The sequence below is a fragment of the Nostoc sp. ChiQUE01b genome, from assembly GCF_034531255.1.
GTDB lineage: Bacteria > Cyanobacteriota > Cyanobacteriia > Cyanobacteriales > Nostocaceae > Nostoc.
In genome coordinates this window covers 72,192-90,500 of record NZ_JAVRBM010000008.1, presented here as the reverse complement: position 1 = coordinate 90,500, position 18,309 = coordinate 72,192, and the positions used below count along the sequence as shown (strand labels likewise).

Below are 18,309 nucleotides of genomic sequence, written 5' to 3'. Positions count from 1 at the left end.
TTGGCTGTATGAAACTTACTCCAATCTCCGGTAAGTCTCCCTGAAGAAGGTTTTTTAGCATCTAAAACGACTGCCACTGTTTTGAGGCTATAGCCTTAGAATATTTACAAGCTTTACTTACGAATTAGCTTTCTTTAGATAAAAATACCGTTTTTGCTGTGTAAGCTGACATTTTACCTGTTTCATCCAGATTTGTGTAGCTTATTAACAAATCAGCGGATTCATTAATATTAAGCCTGTTTTACTATTTAGTTTCTTACCCCGACCTATTAGACAGCTAGAGTGTTCATTTCATTTTGTTCAATAGCTTTTAGCCCTTATCGCTCCCATGCTGACCCATCACCGCAAGCCCGTGTGCTTATCACTTATTTCCACTGACCTACCAATCTGGTCTGTTGTCGAAACTGCTGCGACATTGTATCAAAAAGATACCGACCGATTCCATTTATTGATGACCGCACCGCCCTTAATTAGCTGCGAAGTAGAGAGTGTCATAAGTCCAGAAGACACACTTCCCCAAAGAAAGAGCAAAGCTTACGCCCCTAACAGTCCCAGAATTTTGTGGCTGGAGATTTCCCCTTACCGAGTCATCATGACTATGCAAGGTAATGCTCAAGTGAGTTACCGTCACTTTTGGGAACAGGGTGTTTATGGCGTTAGTCGCTATTGGTTGCCAACTGAGTCATTGCAACCTAACGATCCTATTCGTTTACGAAATTTTACTCGTAGCCTAACTCTCAACGGACATCCCTTGCCAGAGAATTTGCGGCTGGAATATGAATTGTGGGCAGAAAAAGTCCAATTAGGATGCTACATACTGAATTTGGAAATTAAACATTGATATCAGGGGACTGGGGACTGGGGATGGTGGGGCCCCCTCTGGGGATAAGGGTTAATGGGGACTGGGGAAGATGAGGGGACAAGGGTAGTCATTCTTAACTTCTAACTTCTAACTCCTAACTCAGCACTCAGCACTCCCAATACCCTATGTCTTTTAACCAAAATAACTCGGTTGGTTTCCAGGTTTCCATTTAATATTGCAACCAACACTCGGCTTTTGCTCACTTGTAACAGGTTTTCCCGCTAGCACTGCTTCAATGGCTGCACGTAAATCTGCACCTGTTAAGGGTTTACCGTTACTGGGGCGGCTATCATCTAATTGTCCTCGATAAACAAGTTGGCGTTGGTCATCAAATACAAAAAAATCTGGTGTGCAGGCTGCTGTGTAAGCCTTCGCTGTTTCTTGGCTCTCGTCGTAACATAAGGTAAAATTAAACCCTTGTTCTGTTGCAAATGCTTGTAACGACTCTGGCGCATCATCAGGGTAATTTTTTGCATCGTTAGCACTGATGGCAACGATCGCTAAATCACTTGTAAAATAATCTCTTCCTAACTTTACTAATTCTTGTTGGACGTGTTTTACAAACGGGCAATGCCGACAAATAAACATTACCAATAGTGCTTTTTTCTCTGCAAATGTAGAAAGTGAAGTTGCCTTTCCAGATACTACTTCTGGTAGATTAAAATCTGGCGCTTTAGTGCCTAACGGCAACATAGTTGAAGTAGCTAAAGCCATAGTTCATCCAATATTTTTACGCTGATAACTAACGGCTTTTGTTATCAGTATATTTTCACTCTAGCACTAAGTTTTACATAAATTAAGAGACGGTAAATTTACCGTCTCTTATATTTTTTGAGAGTTATGTTAAATAAATTAGTTTTTACAGACTTGTCAAAACACCAACAATACCGTGTCCTGTAAATACTTCTAATGCTATCAGAGAGACAAAACCAATCATTGCTAAACGACCGTTGAGCAATTCTGCATAAGGAGTAAAACCAGTGCGATCGCCTTGCTCATCTATATAAACCCTTGGCTCGATCGCAAAGTTGTTGAGTTTGCCTTGGTCATCAATTATAGCAGTGCTTGTACGCATGGATTTTCCCCTTTTTTATGTCTATGTAAATAACTGTAACAAAATTATTAATATTTGTAAAGTATCTTTATCTAATTGAGTAGTAGTCCAAGCCAGAGAAAAGATATGATGATGAATCGAGTTCAAAGCCATGTCTAAGCAATAGGCTTTGCTCCTTGTTCGTAAGCACTTTCAATCACGGTAGTTTCTCATGGGGGAAACCCCGTTGGCGCTAGCCTCTCACGAGTGGGAGAAGACCGAACTACCTCACAAATCCATACCCCAACAGCTAATGCATCGATTTCGAGTAGAGGTTATTGCCAAAACACCAAACCCGCAGCAGGTGATTTATGCCGCGATGCACCAGGACTATACCGATGGGTTCGTGTTTGATGAGCGCGACTCTTGGCCGTCGGAGTCACAAAGCGGCGAAGTAAGTTATTGTTAAGCGGCTTTTAGCGGGTGAGAGGGGACATTATGGGCCTTTAGAGCATCCCCAGATTGTTTTCAACTGTGGCTACTTTCCTCACAGTGTCATGCAGCAGGCGCGGACTCATCGGGTTTCTGTATCATTTGATGTACAATCTTTTAGGTACACAGGCAACCAATTTATTGATGTAGTAGAAGGTAAGAAAGACATAGAAGATGTTTTTTACCTACGTCCCATTGGTTATTACACTGATAGACAAGGCAAAAAATACCATTATTCACCTGAAGCTAGAGCAGCAGATTTGCAATGGTGTCTAGAAGCAGCTAAACGATATAAAGCTGATTTTGAGGCGGGAATGTCTGAAGAACACGCTAGAGGTAAAGTACCTTTTGATTACCGCCAGCATTTTGTAGTTAGTTTTAATTTAAGGTCTTTCTTGCATTTTTGTGACCTGAGAAATAAGAAAGATGCTCAACTGGAAATTCAAAAATTGTGTGAAATGATGTGGCCTCATTTTGAAGATTGGGCACCTGCGATCGCACAATGGTATGAAAAGCAGCGTCTAGGTAAAGCAAGGTTAGCACCTTAGATAATGGCTTACCTTGCTCTCTATATACAAGAGTTGACATAATAATTTGCGGTAGGATAAAGCGACGCGACTATCCTCGGATTTATTGGGTTTGATTTAGGGCGATCGCATCTATTTTTTTGATGAACAAAGCTGCCGATATTAGTACTAAAAAATTAATCAGCCTTGCACCAAATAATTGGGCAAAATGGGTGACAGGAATTGCCGACATTGTTACAGGCGAAATCTTAAATACAGAATTCCAATGGATTAGCCGACAAAGCGATGTTGTAATTCAGGCTGAAAGTCCCCAATACGGAAAATTTCTCATCCTCAATGAGTTACAATTACGGCACACATCAGAAATACCGCGTCGGATGCGTGCTTATGCTGCTCTTGCGGAAGAGAAATATAAACTACAAACCTACCCTGTACTGATTAACATTCTCAAAATCAGCAACAGTGAAATACCTACAAGCTTTGCATCAAATTTTATCGGGTTAAGAGCAATTCAAGATTACCGCTTAATCAACCTTTGGGAGGTTGATGTAAATATTGCTTTTGAGACACCGTTACCATCGCTGCTTCCTTTTGTACCAATTCTCAAAGGCGGAGAAAACGAGTCTACAATTAGGGAAGCATTGCGAATGTTGCGTGCTGATGAGCAATTAAATCAACTTGAGACAGTTCTGGCATTTTTTGCAACCTTTGTATTAGAAAGTACTTTAGTTCAGGAAATCATGAGGTGGGATATGACAGTCTTAAGAGAGTCACCTTGGTATCAAGAAATTTTACGTGAGGGACAAGCACGAGGACAAGCAGAAGGAGAAGCACGAGGAGAAGCACGAGGAGAAGCACGAGGAGAAGCACGAGGAGAAGTACGTGGAATAATCTTTAGCATCGAAACAAGTTTAGAGGCGAAATTTGGCAGCGATGGTTTGGAGTTGATGTCGCAAATTTCGCAAATTTCTGATTTAGAGCAATTGAAAGAGATTTTACGCAGGATTGTTGTAGCAAATACAATTAAAGATTTAGGGAATGTTTTGTAGGAGAAAGCATCGCTCCAACTCCTGCCTGAGAGCTAGAATGTGATGAAAGTTTAGACTATCTCTAATTAAAATTTCAAGGAATGTCTGCAAGAGATATTTTCCATAATTTAGTTAGATTGGCTTTGCAAAAAGATGGCTGGACAATTACACACGATCCACTGTCTATTGATTTAGCAGATGGACAATTGCAAATTGATCTGGGTGCAGAACGGTTAATTGCTGCCCAAAAGCAAAACGAGCGAATTGCTGTAGAAATCAAGAGTTTTGTTGCTCCTTCTGCGATTTCTGAGTTTCATACAGCTTTGGGACAATATTTAAATTATCGAGTAGCGCTAAAACTCAAAGAGTCAGAGCGAGTTCTCTATTTAGCAGTTCCACTAGTAACTTATGAAGATTTTTTCTCACGACAATTGCCACAACTGAGTATTCATGAATATCAATTAAAACTGTTAGTATTTGACCCGGAACATCAGGTAATTGTACAATGGATAAACTAGCAGAGTATAGACAAATCATTCAGCACGTTTTGACAAGTCATGCTCAGATTAAACCTGCCTATGGTGAAATCGAACGGCAAACTATTTTTGATGGACAACAGGATCGTTATCAAGTTGTGAATACGGGTTGGGAAAATCGTCGTCGGGTTTATGGCTGTTTAATTCACTTAGATATTCAAGATGATAAGATTTGGATTCAGTATGATGGTACTGAGGTTGGCGTGGCTAATGAATTAGTCGAGTATGGTATTCCTAAGCAAAATATAGTGCTCGCTTATCAGCCTCCTTATATGCGAAAGCTGACAGAATTTGCAGTGGGATAAAGCGAGCGATCGCACTCGGATTTTTGGGTGGTATTCAGTGCAATTTAGATTTAGTGATACGATAGAAGATCGTTAATTTTTTTAGCCAATCATGACAGCAACGGGTAAGGCAACCCAATTTGAGTACAAAGCACTGCACAAGCCCAACCAGCTTATTTATGGTCTAGGTCAGACGGCAGTGATTACAGGATGGACAGTAAAGCAGGCGATCGTTAAACATTTGCAACCGCAAGAGTATGCTGTAATTGGGCAACTATACTCGCCCACAAGGGGAATAAACTTACTGATTCGCAATTTGCTATTTAATCCCCACGTCCGCTTTTTGGTTGTTCTCAATGCCACGAGGGAAGATAATAACGCGGGTGCTGGAGAGTGCTTGCTGGACTTTTTCCGTAATGGCTTTGAAGAAGGTATTTGTGATACTGGGTTGCGTTGCTGGGTAATTCTCTCTCCTATCCCTGGATATATTGATATTGAGGTGAAAGCTAGTGCTTTAGAACACCTACGGCGTTCTGTAGATTGCAAAGAAGTCAAATCAATTAGTGAAACCGTTAGTCTAGTTAAATCTTATGCCCAATTGGAAGCACTTTCTCCTTGGGGAACGCCTGTAGAATTTCCCATATCTATCGTTGAACCAAATGTTTTACCAGGGCCACGCTACGGGCATCGAATAGAAGGCAAAACTATAGCCGAAACTTGGGTAAAAATTATTCATCGGATTAAGACGACAGGAACAATTAGACCAACTGGCTATGATGGGCAATGGCAAGAATTAATTGATTTAATGGCAATTGTTACTGATGAGCCTCCTAAATTCTACTTTCCTGAGCCTAATTATTTGCCAGTTGACCCTCCTTTTCTTGAAGAATATACTTCACAGATTTTACATGATGCACCCTATCGAGAAGGGTTGAAATATACGTATGGTCAACGTTTACGTTCCTGGTTTGAGCGCGATCAAATTGACCAGATAATTAAAAAGCTAATTGGAGAAATTGATGCCGCTAGTGCAGTGATGAATTTATGGGATGTAAAAGACCATGAAAAAGGTGGTAGTCCTTGTCTGAATCACATTTGGTTGAGAGTGGTTGATAATGCATTATCACTAACTGCAACTTTTAGAAGTAATGATATGTTTGCCGCCTGGCCTGCAAATGCAATGGGATTGAGAGCTTTGCAACAACATATTAGGGATGAAATTGCTCAACGTTCTGAGTATGACTTGAAAATGGGGCCACTCATAACTATTAGTCAGTCTGCTCATATATATGATGATACCTGGGACAATGCAGAGAGGCTAATTGCAAATCAATACGCTGCAATTTTTAATCAGCGAAGCTATTATGACCCCTCCGGTAATTTCCTAATTGAGGTTGATGGCAAAGAGATAGTCGTTACCCACACAACCCCTCGTAGTGGTAAGGGTAAGGTGATTGAGTCTTATAGTGGTGAGGTGATTAAGTCTTATCGTGGGAAAAACCCCCTCAGCCTACTAAGAGAGATTTGTGCTACCTCTCCAGCAATTCAGCCTGAACATACTGGTTATTTAGGTATCGAACTGCAAAAGGCTAGTAACTGTATTAAAAGTGGCAAACCTTATATTCAGGATCAGTAAGCAAGAAATCTGTAATTCATATAAATAAACAGCAATGCTAGGGTGGATATCATCAGGCTAAATATATCAAGTAATTTGCAACACACCAGAATATAACTTAAAATACGTATTGTCAAAGTAGCATTTTCATCAAGACAGTCAGAGAGTCCTATTTAGCGACTGACAGGATGTACTTGATTTTATAACTACATTGAATGCCTTTGTCGAAAATTCTGGTGGTTTGTGGAATTAGGGAGTATTTGGATGTCAGTTTTGAGTTATCAGGATATTATTAGGGAACTTGGTAAAGGTATACTTTTTCATCCTCTTAAAGCAGGAAGTATTAAGGCTTGTGATTTATGTTTAACTGCTAGTGAGTATGCTTATGCAATTGGACAAGAACAACGTTTGATAATTCAAACGGAACAAAAAAAAGACAGGCCAGGAGAAGAACAGAAGTTTTTCGAGATACCCAAAGGAGAGACTGCTTTAGTATGGACTGATGAAGCAGTCTATCTAAGTAATCAATTTCGAGGGCCACTTTATTCTGTAGTGAAGCAAGTCTCAGAAGGTTTAGGACACATTGGTACAAGAGTAAATCCTGATTGGACAGGTGTTCTTTGTATAGCACTTCATAATGTTTCAGATAAAGCAGTCCGAATTTACGTGAAAGATGTTGAAAACCCAATTGCCCATTTGGCTATTGAGAAATTAAGTTCCAAGCCTTCAAATATTACCCATCGTTCAAGTGATGCAAGACTTGATGTACTTCGTGGACGACCTAATAGTCAAGAAATAACTGACTACTTTAATCAAAAACAAAATACTTGGATGAAGCGTGATACAGAAATACTAAAAAAACTGATGCTCGAATCAGATGAGTATAAAAAACTTAGAAAAGGTTTTAAAGACACATTAATAGGTTTTTTCGGTTCAAGTGAAGATACTAGGTGGAATAGAGTAAGTATAATAGGAGCCATATTAATCGGGGGATTATCAGCATTATTTAGTGGACTTACTTATTTCAATTCTTCCCATCAGGCTCCTACTCCTAATCAAATCCCAACAAATACAACAGTAACTCCAAGCTCAACCAAATAGTGTCTCTTGTTTTTCGTGCTAAAGATATTTATATTAAAATCTCATTTTTTTGTGAGAAAATTAACTTTCGGTGATTAATAACTGAGAAACATATAAGTTCTAATGCAACTAATTAGTAAAAATGTACAAAATATATGTATCTGGTGCTTTAACTAATGTAGAAAATCCAACAGAAACTAAAGCGCTTTATGAAAAAATTGGTTTCCTTTGCGAAGAAATTGGTCTTCAAGCCTATGTTCCACATAAACAAACTGATCCCGTAAATAATCCCGATATTAGTCCTCGTGAAGTTTTCGAGCAAGATAAGTATCAGGTAAGCAATTCACACTTAGTTATTGCTTACCTTGGCTCACTATCCTTTGGTGTTGGAATGGAGTTAGCTTTCGCAGAGACAAACAACATTCCTATTATTTTTCTATACCAAACAGGTAAAAAAATATCAAGATTTCCACGCGGTATTCCCACTGTGATTGCTGAAATACAGTTTCACGATCATGAAGATGCTTTGAATCAGCTTAAAAATATTTTGGCGAAGTGGAACCCAGAGCATCCACAGCTTCCGTTGTCAGCAAGGCAGTAGAATAAAGTTTGATAAATTATGCAAGATATTTTTCCAATCGACGAACGCCATCAAAGACCAACATGGGATGAATACTTCCTTATGTTGGCTAAACTTGCAGCAACTCGCTCAACGTGTTTAGCCTTTCCAGTGGGTGCTGTGATTGTGAAAAACAAGCAGGTGGTGGCAACAGGTTACAATGGCTCACCATCGGGTTCAGCCCATTGTACGGCTCAGGGCTACTGTTACCCAGGATTAAGTAGCTGTGATGCTAGTAAAACTTTACCATCAAGGGCTGTACACGCGGAAGCAAATGCGATCGCACAAGCAGCAAAGCATGGGACTTCTACAGATGGTGCAAGTATTTACGTTACTCTAGAACCTTGTCTGTCTTGTTTAAAATTAATTATCTCCGCAGGAATTAAGGAAGTGTTTTATGAAACTTCTTTCAATAGCGGCGAGAAAGCTTTGGTAAGAGATTCCTTTGTGAATGAAGGTCTAGTTACCCTTAAACAGATTCAGTTATCTCAAGTAACGGCACACCAAGCTGCTCAATTTCTCCTCAATCCGACATCTGTAGCTAGAACAGTCAGGTGTGTTCACGAACTTTAACACATCTCTGATTGAAGATTATTACATCCAAAATCTCAAATCCTGAAATTGTTTAAGGTCGATAACTCCGACGGATTTCTGTAATTTGATCTGCCACATCTAAGAGAGATTTCGGCATTTCTGGCCCCGTGAGAATGATATCGACGTGGGGAGGGCGTTTTGCCAAAAACGCTAAAACTTCCGTTTCAGGAATTAAACCAAAGTTAACCGCTAAACTTAACTCATCTAACACCACAAGAGAATACTTACTCTCACACACAACTTGTTGTGTATACTGCCACAGCTTTTGTAAGGCTTGATTTTCCGTATCATCTAAATGTGGTGTATCAATACAACGAGGCAAATCACAGCGAATCCAATCTAAATTTTGTCCTAATTGTATAGGTCGATCTTGTCCTTGACGAATACCTCCTTTGAGAAACTGCACTATTAATACTGGCGTTCCTTGTCCAGCTATTCTCAGTGATTGAGCCATCACGCTCGTAAAAAAGTTGCGATGGGAACTAGTGAAAACTTGCACTAGTCCTTCAACTGGATATGGTAGGGTTAAGGTTGAATTGATACTTTGAGTTTCTAGCTGACCAACCATAAAGTTAAGTTCAAAAAAGTACAATAAGTAAAGGGTTATTACTGACAATAAAACTGACAAATTTGCCTGTATAATCAATCTGCTTTTCACAAGTGTGGTGGATTTGGCAAATTGCATTCTTAGTCAAACACTAGGTTTGTATTGAAGTCAAGAGTCCTGTTTGATTTACAGCAGATTTCAGGTAAATGAAGTACATAGACAAAACCCGAAAGCCTGTAGAGACGTTGCATGTAACGTCTCTAGATGTAGTTTATAAAACGTTAACCGCTGTAAATTTTCGTCTTTTATCTGAAATCAATTGTAAAAATGAAAACATAAAAGTTACAGTTCCAATTATTTAAAAAAGTTAGGCACAACGCCTAAAAATCGCTAAATGTTAGATTTATCGGTTGTTTGGGCAAAACAGACTTAGCTAGTAGTGAATTTGACAGGATGAGGAGTAAATTGTTGTGAGATTGGTGATTCTGGGAGGTTCAGGATCGGGGAAAAGCACTCAAGCACAAAGGCTTTGCAGATACTTTGATATTCCTCTGATTTCCACAGGTGAGATTTTACGGTCAGCAATATCTGGCAATCAGCCCCTGCCGGAATGTCGATGCTTGGAAGCCGATCCTCGGACTTCTCTTTCGGTTTACGCTAGCTTGAGTGAACTAGGCTACCACGCACGGCCCTACATGCAAAAAGGGGAGTTAGTTCCAGACGAAATGATCGTTGAATTGATGCGAATACGTCTGAGACAACCAGATATTAACTGCGATTGGGTGTTAGAAGGCTATCCCCGTACTGCCTTCCAAGCGGAAGAATTAGATTTTTTATTGGATGATTTAGGGCAAAAGCTAGATTGGGCAATTTATCTCCAAGTCCCGGAAGCAGTAATGGTTAGTCGATCCTTGGGGCGATCGCTACCAGATGACCAACCAGAAATCGTACAGCGCCGTGTAGAATTATTCTACGATCGCACCATTCCCATCCTAGAGTATTACGACCGTCGTCGCTGCTTGTTGACCATCAACGGCGACCAATCACCAGAGATGGTACAGCAAAATATTTTGACTTTGCTTTCAGTTCCTTGAAAAGTGCTGAGTGCTGAGTGCTGAGTGCTGAGTGGGAGGTTAGGAGTTAGAAGTTAGGAAAAATTCTTGCCAATGCCCAATGCCCAATGCCCAATGCCCAATGCCCAATAACACTAAGGTAATCTTAAGGCAGTATTGTAAAACTTGAGGCAACTCCAATGGCTTGGCAGCGTCCTGACGGTCGGATTCCCTACGAACTACGTCCGATTAGCTTTCACCCCAGTTTCACCCGCTTTGCCCCCGGTTCTGTTCTCGCAAGATGCGGTGATACTCAAGTACTTTGTACTGTTAGTGTTAATAAGGGGGTTCCAAAGTTTCTCGAAGGAACTGGTAAAGGCTGGCTAACTGCTGAGTACCGAATGTTACCATCTGCTACTCAAAAACGCCAAGAAAGGGAACTATTGAAATTATCTGGACGGACGCAAGAAATTCAACGTCTAATTGGACGTAGCTTACGCGCCGCAGTGGATTTTGAGGCACTGGGAGAACGCACGCTGACTGTGGATGCCGATGTATTGCAAGCAGATGCTGGAACTCGGACAACAGCCATTACAGGCTCGTTTGTGGCGTTGGCTCATGCAATTTCTAAATTGTTGCAAGAGGGCGTATTGGAGCGATCGCCTTTGTGTGGACAGGTAGCAGCAGTTTCCGTAGGATTACTGGAGGGAGAGCCATTTTTAGATTTAAATTATACTGAAGATGTGGCTGCAACAGTAGATTTTAATGTGGTGATGAATCAACACCTGGGAATCATTGAAGTCCAAGGAACAGCCGAAGAAGGCAGCTTTAGCCGCACTCAGTTAGATCAACTGCTAGATGTCGCCCAAAAAGGAATTCAGGAATTGTTAATTGCCCAACGTGAAGCGATCGCAAACTGGGAGGCGTTGTTTGTGATTAATTAGTTTTATTAATTTTTAATAATAATTAATAAATGTATCCTTTGTGGCCTGATCAACAAAGTATCAAGTAACTGGATGTAAATAAAAATAATCATGAGAGCGGTTAGTAGTTAGTACGACTCACTACTGACAACTTATCGTTAAAGGTGATAAAGAGGGTCTACGTTTTTCCAGTCTACTTAATCCACGATGTTAAATGTTTCAAAAGTTAAAAAGGGAGATTGTAATAAATTCGGTATTGTATTGCCAGAAGCCAGCAATATGATGATGTAGCTATGAACAAAACTGTTGAAGTTCTACCGGATCAGCCGGCGCTGGTTGCACGAGCGCTAGAATTAATCCTGTCCAAGTTAGAAACTGCCATTGAGCAGCGGGGGCGGTTTAGCATCGCCTTGTCTGGTGGCAGTACACCTAAACCGTTATACGAAGCGATTGCTACTCAAAAACTGCCTTGGGATAAAATTCATATATTCTGGGGGGATGAGCGTTACGTACCACCAGATCACCCCGATAGCAATGAACTGATGACGCGTCGTGCGTGGCTAGATCGCGTTAATATCCCAGCAGCTAACATTCACCCCGTACCAACTTTAGAAGCCAATCCAGAACTGGCTGCTGCCAAATATGAACAACATCTCAAAGAATTTTTCAATTCTTCTGGGGTTGAGTTTCCCCCCTTAGATGTAGTATTACTAGGAATGGGTGATGATGCACACACCGCATCTTTGTTTCCCCACACAGAGGCTCTTAAAGTACGCGATCGCCTCGTGACTGTAGGTAACAAAGACGGAAACCCCAGGATAAGTTTCACATATCCCTTCATCAACTCTGCTCGTAGCGTGATTTTTCTGGTTGCTGGTGCTAATAAACGACCAGCTTTAGCGCAAGTCTTTGCACCTGTAGCTGATGACTTTACTTATCCATCCCGCTTAATTCAGCCCCAAGGAGAACTTTGGTGGCTGCTGGATGCGGCAGCAGGTTTGGAACTTCAACAGTAAACTTGGGGATTGAGCATTGGGCATTGGGCATTGGGCATTGGGCATTGGGCATTGGGCATTGGGCATTGGGCATTTGTCATTTGTCAGGAATTATTATTCTCTCCTGCTTCCCCTGCTTCCCCTGCTCCTCTGCTCCCCCTGCTCCCTCATCTCCCTCATCTCCCCCTGCCCCCTAAAGTGTCCAATTCATCATTCCATTAGCAGTAATTGCTAGAATCTAAATCTAGGGCCGCCCTCTGCTTGCCAGTCCTACCTATATTTATGATGATCTTGAACAAAGGCTAAATATCGATGATCGTCTGCCCTAATTGCAATCATCCCAACCCTGATGGCGCTGTCCAATGTGAAGCTTGTTATACACCATTACCTGCGACTACTAATTGTCCCAGTTGTGGGGCAACTGTGCAGGCAGATGCTGCATTCTGTGGTCAGTGTGGCTATAACCTTCACTCCGCAGGTGTTCCACACGTTCATACCCCAGTAGCGACAACAGTAACTCCCGATATTCCCGTGGAAGTACCAGCGTTAGTTCCACCCGATCCACTGTTAGAACTATTACAACCAGATGCCTTGGGAATAAGCGGTTCTACTAACTCCCGTCCTCCCGAATCATCTTTACCACCAACAGAGGTGGCAGTTCCCCCAGAACCAGCGCCACAGATACCTGTTGCAAAAAGCAGCCCTCCAGAGCCAGTGCCAACCGTTGTAGCTCAACCCGTAGTCTCTGGACAAAGTAGTATTCCGACTCCACCACCTGTGGAACCAGCACCAGCCCCCCAAGCCGAAGTAAAAGAGCCAGCAGCACCAACTGCAACTGCTGCCAGAACGCAATTGCAGCAGATTACAGCACGGTTAATCCACGTTCAAAGCGATCGCTTAATTGAATTACCGCAAAATTTTTCTGTGATTCATATCGGCAAGCCCAATGACCGGATTCCTCCAGATATAGATGTTTCAGGATTTCCCAATTCCGAAATTGTCTCGCGGATTCATGCAGATATTCGCGTCGAGGGAGATGCTCATTATGTAGAGGATGTGGGAAGTTCTAATGGCACTTACATTAATAATTTGCCACTTTTACCAGGCAACCGTCATCGCTTGCGACCAGGCGATCGCATCAGCTTGGGTAAAGGAGACTTGATGACATTCCTCTTTCAACTTGCTTAACTGATTCTCGATCAATTGTAACATCAGTCTAAGTATCTTCTGCCCATCCTCCGGCATCTATAGCAGTTCTCGCTTGGGTGCAGTACAGTTTTGACCTCTCTCCAAACCTCTCTCCTAAAAGAAGAGAGGCTTTGAATCTTACTCCCCAACGCGCTTTAGGGAAGGGGCTGGGGGTTAGGTCTGTATTCCATGCAATTGAGAATCGCTATATTTTGGAGGAGAAACAAATCAACTGCATCAGACAAGCGACGGATAACTATGTTGTTCAATGGAGTTTGCCTGCTATCGCCAGTCCTAGCATCTTGAAGTAGCTTTATTTAGGGACACAGCCTAACTGTGTCCCTTTCAATTACCATTAGTAGGACTTACGCACTGAAGCCTGAAACCTAGATCCCCCCTAGCCCACGCCAGTCGCTCCACTTGGGGAGACCCCTTCTCTACAAGACGCTCCGCGTTCGCGTAGCGTTCCGTTCGCGTAGCGTCCCGTAGGGAAGGAAAGGCGCTAGCCTCTCCCAAAGGGAGAAGACCGCGCTGGCTCCCCTTAAAAAGGCTACGGTGTACACACAAGTCGAAACAAGCTTGATTGACCATTGTTCTCTCGTTCCCATGCTCCGACTGGGAATGGCTGATTAGGAGCTACTGCCTCCAGTCAGACGTTGAGTCAGAGACTCAATGAATGCATTCCCATACTCTGTATGGGAACGAGGATGAATGCATTCCCATACTCTGTATGGGAACGAGGAAACCCTTTAATTGACGATAATAGACTCTTTGGTGTTCTGATTTTTGATTCACTCCTACGCTTGAAACTGTAAAAATTTAAACCTTTGCAGCTAAGATTACTTCATCTATAAGAAAGGCTTAAGTTTTTCCTGCAAATGTATAAGTCGTTGCTGCAAAGGCTTAATACTTTGCAACAAATGTTCTTTCATGTATAAGAAAGGCTTAAGTTTTTCTTGCAAATATATAAGTCGTTGCTGCAAAGGCTTATATATTTGCAGCTAAGATTACTTCATGTATAAGAAAGGCTTAAATCATTGCAGCAATTGTTGGAACTAACTTATAAATCTATTTAATACCTAGAATAAAATATAATCTAAGTGAAATTAACTAAAATTTTCGAGATGCGATGTCTACGACGGGCTACGCCTACGCAACTAATTTGCTATATTTTCCCATGACAAACAGAGATATATTTGTATAAAACATCGAAACAGCCTATTCAGTAAACTGAATTCGACACTCAGGAGTTTTTTGTGCCTACTTTGAGAATGCTGCAACCTGGAGATGAAGTATCGCTGGAAACATTTCTCTTGCAACACACTGATACTTCTATGTTTTTGCGCTCTAATTGGCGAGCTGCGGGACTACTTGACCAAGGTGCAAGATTTCAAGGAACTTATATAGCGGCTTACATAAATGAAATTATGGTGGCAGTTGCAGCCCACTTTTGGAATGGGATGCTTGTAGTCCAAGCCCCTGTCTATTTGACAGAGGTGGTGCAAGCAGTTGTGGCACAATCTGGACGTGCTATTTCTGGAATTAGTGGGCCAGTAGCACAAGTTGAAGCGACAAAAAGCATTTTGGGACTTAGCAAGCGACCAACTGAACTTGATGAGCCGGAGATATTGTTTTCTCTAACACTGCGAGACTTGCAAATACCTCAAGCTTTAGCATCAGCAAAGGTCCAGTGTCGTTTACCACATCCAGAGGAGTTAGAGTTACTGGGCGAGTGGTGTACTGCTTATAATCTGGAAGCTTTAGGAAAAACAGATACTCCCAGTTTAAGACTTACTTGCGATCGCATAATTGAGGCACGTCAAGCTACGGCTATGCATTGGGTTTTGGTAGCAGGGGATACCCCAGTTTCCTACTCTGCTTTCAATGCTAGCCTATCTGATATTGTGCAAATTGGTGGAGTGTGGACACCGCCAGCGCTGCGAGGTAAAGGCTACGCCAAAAGTGTGGTAGCAGGCTCCTTGTTAGATGCGCGATCGCAAGGAGTAAAACGTGCCATCCTGTTTACAGGTGATAATAACCAAGCAGCCCAAGCAGTTTATCGAGGAATTGGCTTTTTGCCTACTGGTGAGAAATATGGCTTAGTTTTATTTGAAGAATAGATTGTACATTTTTGCATTCAGACCGTCTTAAGTCAATTGGTCATCTGTACGAGTGAAATACAAATGACCAATGACCAATGACCAATGACAACTCTCTCCTGAAGGAGACGCTGCGCGAACACGATTAAATATACAAATTAAATCCGTAACAGCTTAGTAATACTTGAACTATGAACCAGTATCGTTTCAAACAGTCATTCTCTGATGATCCCAGTTTAAGCGATCAGCTTTTTGACTTGATGGAAGTCACATTTCCCGGAATCAGCAGTTTGGCAGAATGTGCAAGAAAACTCGGTGCATCTTGGGAAACAGCTTCAACTCCGTTTATCCGCTTTCATAATCATATAGCTATTACCCATGTAGGAGTGTTAGAAATTCCCATGCAAATTATGGGACAAAAGCTCACTGTTGGAGGAATTCATGGAGTAGCTACCCGTGCAGAATTTCGCCGGAGAGGATATTACCGTGAAGTGATGGAGGAAGTGCTAGGGTATTGCGTTGGCGTAGCCCGTCGTAGACATCGCATTTATGAAACACTAGTATTGACGACACCACAACCAGAGTTTTACTTACCTTTTGGCTTTCGTGTTATCGAAGAACACATCTTTAAAGTTAAGTATAACTCTACAGGTAGCACTGATAGTTTCAGAATACTAGATTTTACAGATACCAAAGATTACACATTATTACACAGACTTTTGGAAACACGCGCCCCTGTCTCTAATATAGTTGGCGTAGTTAAAGAAAAACCTGTGTTCTGTGTCAATGAAGGAAGTCGTCCCTTATACTATGCAGAAGATTTAGATTTAATTGCTTGTATGGAGATAGAAGATACCCGACTTCATCTTTTTGATTTAGTTACAACGCAGATATGCCCTTTGAAGAATATTCTTAGTAAGATACCTCAACTAATTGCAGAAGTGGTGATTTACTTTAGTCCAGAACTTTTGGATGTCAAAGATGTGCAAACATTCACCCATACTTTTGATGAAACTGTGCTGATGGTTCGTGGTAAATTTGCAGCTGAGGGTGAGAAATTTATGCTGCCTCGTTCTGCAAGGTGTTGAGTTAGTCAAAAACAATTGAATCATAATAGAACTGAAAGTTTCATCATCAGGACTGCTTTATGATGTATCAAACCGATCCGCCGCGATCGCCAAAAGATGTATTGCCGACCATGTACGATCTTCCCAGTGAAGACCCAGAGGAGCCTGGTTTGCCCGATCAATTTCATTTATTGCAACCTCGTCTGTTAGACGAAACCTTTCGTCCAGAGAATTATCCTAGCGATCAGATATTTGTTGCTAGCGATCTGAATCTTTATTATGATCCGCGCTATCCACTGTGGTATAAGCGACCAGATTGGTTTGCCGTTTTAGGTGTTTCCCGTCTCTATGAACAACGGGATTTACGCTTAAGTTATGTCGTTTGGCAAGAAGGTGTCCATCCTTTTATTGTGGTTGAATTGCTGTCTCCAGGTACTGAAAAGGAAGACTTAGGGCAGACATTGCGAGATATCAAGCAACCACCAGGAAAATGGGAAGTGTATGAGCAGATTCTACGTATTCCTTATTATGTAGTATTTGATCGGTACAAATATGAATTAAGGGTGTTTAAGTTAGACGGTGGTCGTTATGCTGAGATAGCACAGTCAGAGTCACGCTTCTGGATACCAGAACTAGAATTAGGCTTGGGTGTTTGGCGAGGACGCTATCAAGATGTAGAACAGCCGTGGTTACGGTGGTATGATTGGACAGGCTGCTGGGTATTGACTTCTACAGAACAAGAAAGCCAACGGGCTGAACACGAAAGTCAACGGGCTGAACACGAAAGACAACGAGCTGAACACGAAAGTCAACGAGCTGAACACGAAAGTCAACGGGCTGAACAAGAAAGACAACGAGCTGAACGGTTGATTGCACAATTGCGATCGCTAGGCATTGAACCCGATATAGATTAGCTTTTTGCCTTCTTTATAGCCCTGCAAACCACTCATAGCCTTGATCCTCCCAATAGCCTTTAGTAGGTAACAAATTGCTGACGAATGTAATTTGAGTTACCCACTTGCTTTGCTTGTAGCCCAGTTTAATTGGGGATGCTAGGCGCATCGGCGCACCATTATCAACTGATAAAGGTTGTCCATTCTTTTGATAAGCCATGAGAGTTTGGGGATGTATAGCAGAAGCAAGATCCCAGCTTTCATAGTAGCCATCAGCAGATTTGAAGTAGACATAGCGAACGTTTGACTTAGGCTGTACCAGCGCTACTAAGTCTCGTAATCGCACGCCTCCCCATTGAACGATCGCAGCCCAGCCTTCAACACAGACATGGCGAATTACCATTGAAGTCAAGGGAAGTTTTTGAATATCTGCCATGCTCAATTGCATCGCATTATTGACCTCACCATCAATTATTAAGCGAAATTGCGCCGGATCAATTTGTGGGGTGAAGTCAAAGGTATTAACCAGCAATTTATCTGCTTCTATGGCACTGATAGGAAATTCAGGTATAGGTTTTTGAGTTAGCAGGAGTGCTTCAAGACTTTGGTTTATTGGCTCAGATATTTGCCGCAGATTATCTGAGAACAAATTTGTTCCACAGCCACTAAGAAGAAAGCCTACCCCTGAAAGTCCAGATAGTTGCAGTAATCGGCGACGGGATAAGGTGCGTTTGGGAAGAATCAGACTCATATTACCTCTACAAAAACATAGATTTCACTAAACGGATGCTTCTTAGCTTCAGGGCAAGTAAGGAATGAGCAATTGTAAACAGTATGACAGTAGGAACAGTGATAAAGTGAACAGTGCGTAGAGT

At 41.7% G+C, this 18,309-nt stretch carries 19 protein-coding genes and 1 pseudogene; 16 read left to right on the top strand and 4 right to left on the bottom strand.

The window, feature by feature from the left end:
* Positions 1 to 328 precede the first annotated feature (328 nt).
* On the top strand, positions 329 to 841 hold the full coding sequence (locus RMY63_RS08020; RefSeq protein ID WP_322728200.1) for a hypothetical protein: 513 nt from the start codon (positions 329 to 331) through the stop codon (positions 839 to 841).
* Between the two features lie 153 nt (positions 842 to 994).
* Here the strand turns inward: RMY63_RS08020 and RMY63_RS08015 are convergent, their stop codons facing one another.
* Both RMY63_RS08015 and RMY63_RS08010 read right to left on the bottom strand, forming a co-directional pair.
* Entirely contained in the window at positions 995 to 1,576 is a 582-nt protein-coding gene (locus RMY63_RS08015; RefSeq protein ID WP_322728199.1) for a thioredoxin family protein, read from the bottom strand.
* 145 nt (positions 1,577 to 1,721) lie between these two features.
* Positions 1,722 to 1,937: a chlorophyll a/b-binding protein gene (locus tag RMY63_RS08010; RefSeq protein ID WP_322728198.1), complete on the bottom strand. Its 216-nt coding sequence runs from the start codon at positions 1,935 to 1,937 to the stop codon at positions 1,722 to 1,724.
* A 271-nt stretch (positions 1,938 to 2,208) separates the two neighbouring features.
* On the opposite strand from RMY63_RS08010, the pseudogene thyX reads away from it, so the two are divergent.
* The 8 genes and pseudogenes from thyX (at position 2,209) to RMY63_RS07970 (ending at position 8,649) form a co-directional block, all read left to right on the top strand.
* Positions 2,209 to 2,935, top strand: a pseudogene (thyX, locus tag RMY63_RS08005) (FAD-dependent thymidylate synthase).
* A 122-nt stretch (positions 2,936 to 3,057) separates the two neighbouring features.
* On the top strand, positions 3,058 to 3,963 hold the full coding sequence (locus RMY63_RS08000) for an Rpn family recombination-promoting nuclease/putative transposase (RefSeq protein WP_322728197.1): 906 nt from the start codon (positions 3,058 to 3,060) through the stop codon (positions 3,961 to 3,963).
* A gap of 80 nt (positions 3,964 to 4,043) precedes the next feature.
* Positions 4,044 to 4,460, top strand: a complete 417-nt coding sequence (locus RMY63_RS07995; protein ID WP_322728196.1) for a XisH family protein — start codon at positions 4,044 to 4,046, stop codon at positions 4,458 to 4,460.
* Complete coding sequence (locus RMY63_RS07990) at positions 4,448 to 4,783, top strand: XisI protein (RefSeq protein WP_322728195.1); 336 nt, start codon at positions 4,448 to 4,450, stop codon at positions 4,781 to 4,783. Before RMY63_RS07995 ends, RMY63_RS07990 begins: the two co-directional genes overlap by 13 nt.
* Before the next feature lie 91 nt (positions 4,784 to 4,874).
* Positions 4,875 to 6,398, top strand: coding sequence for a thymidylate synthase (locus RMY63_RS07985; RefSeq protein WP_322728194.1), 1,524 nt, complete (start codon positions 4,875 to 4,877; stop codon positions 6,396 to 6,398).
* A gap of 243 nt (positions 6,399 to 6,641) precedes the next feature.
* Entirely contained in the window at positions 6,642 to 7,478 is an 837-nt protein-coding gene (locus RMY63_RS07980) for a hypothetical protein (protein ID WP_322728193.1), read from the top strand.
* Positions 7,479 to 7,599: 121 nt separating this feature from the next.
* On the top strand, positions 7,600 to 8,058 hold the full coding sequence (locus RMY63_RS07975; RefSeq protein WP_322728192.1) for a nucleoside 2-deoxyribosyltransferase: 459 nt from the start codon (positions 7,600 to 7,602) through the stop codon (positions 8,056 to 8,058).
* Between the two features lie 18 nt (positions 8,059 to 8,076).
* Positions 8,077 to 8,649 carry a dCMP deaminase family protein gene (locus RMY63_RS07970; RefSeq protein ID WP_322728191.1) on the top strand — a complete coding sequence of 191 codons (573 nt, stop codon included), beginning with the start codon at positions 8,077 to 8,079 and terminating at the stop codon, positions 8,647 to 8,649.
* Positions 8,650 to 8,701: 52 nt separating this feature from the next.
* Here the strand turns inward: RMY63_RS07970 and RMY63_RS07965 are convergent, their stop codons facing one another.
* A complete protein-coding gene (locus RMY63_RS07965; RefSeq protein WP_322728190.1) occupies positions 8,702 to 9,238 on the bottom strand; it encodes a P-loop NTPase family protein in 537 nt (178 codons plus the stop codon).
* Between the two features lie 449 nt (positions 9,239 to 9,687).
* On the opposite strand from RMY63_RS07965, the gene RMY63_RS07960 reads away from it, so the two are divergent.
* The 7 genes from RMY63_RS07960 (at position 9,688) to RMY63_RS07930 (ending at position 17,455) form a co-directional block, all read left to right on the top strand.
* Positions 9,688 to 10,311: a nucleoside monophosphate kinase gene (locus RMY63_RS07960; protein WP_322728189.1), complete on the top strand. Its 624-nt coding sequence runs from the start codon at positions 9,688 to 9,690 to the stop codon at positions 10,309 to 10,311.
* Between the two features lie 158 nt (positions 10,312 to 10,469).
* Positions 10,470 to 11,213 carry a ribonuclease PH gene (gene rph / locus RMY63_RS07955; protein ID WP_322728188.1) on the top strand — a complete coding sequence of 248 codons (744 nt, stop codon included), beginning with the start codon at positions 10,470 to 10,472 and terminating at the stop codon, positions 11,211 to 11,213.
* A 272-nt stretch (positions 11,214 to 11,485) separates the two neighbouring features.
* Positions 11,486 to 12,208, top strand: a complete 723-nt coding sequence (gene pgl / locus RMY63_RS07950; RefSeq protein WP_322728187.1) for a 6-phosphogluconolactonase — start codon at positions 11,486 to 11,488, stop codon at positions 12,206 to 12,208.
* Between the two features lie 291 nt (positions 12,209 to 12,499).
* Positions 12,500 to 13,375 carry an FHA domain-containing protein gene (locus tag RMY63_RS07945; protein ID WP_322728186.1) on the top strand — a complete coding sequence of 292 codons (876 nt, stop codon included), beginning with the start codon at positions 12,500 to 12,502 and terminating at the stop codon, positions 13,373 to 13,375.
* A gap of 1,256 nt (positions 13,376 to 14,631) precedes the next feature.
* Positions 14,632 to 15,495, top strand: coding sequence for a GNAT family N-acetyltransferase (locus tag RMY63_RS07940; protein WP_322728185.1), 864 nt, complete (start codon positions 14,632 to 14,634; stop codon positions 15,493 to 15,495).
* A gap of 170 nt (positions 15,496 to 15,665) precedes the next feature.
* A complete protein-coding gene (locus RMY63_RS07935; RefSeq protein WP_322728184.1) occupies positions 15,666 to 16,562 on the top strand; it encodes a GNAT family N-acetyltransferase in 897 nt (298 codons plus the stop codon).
* A gap of 62 nt (positions 16,563 to 16,624) precedes the next feature.
* Positions 16,625 to 17,455: a Uma2 family endonuclease gene (locus RMY63_RS07930; protein ID WP_322728270.1), complete on the top strand. Its 831-nt coding sequence runs from the start codon at positions 16,625 to 16,627 to the stop codon at positions 17,453 to 17,455.
* Positions 17,456 to 17,468: 13 nt separating this feature from the next.
* Here the strand turns inward: RMY63_RS07930 and RMY63_RS07925 are convergent, their stop codons facing one another.
* Positions 17,469 to 18,185, bottom strand: a complete 717-nt coding sequence (locus RMY63_RS07925; protein ID WP_322728183.1) for a molybdopterin-dependent oxidoreductase — start codon at positions 18,183 to 18,185, stop codon at positions 17,469 to 17,471.
* Positions 18,186 to 18,309 lie beyond the last annotated feature (124 nt).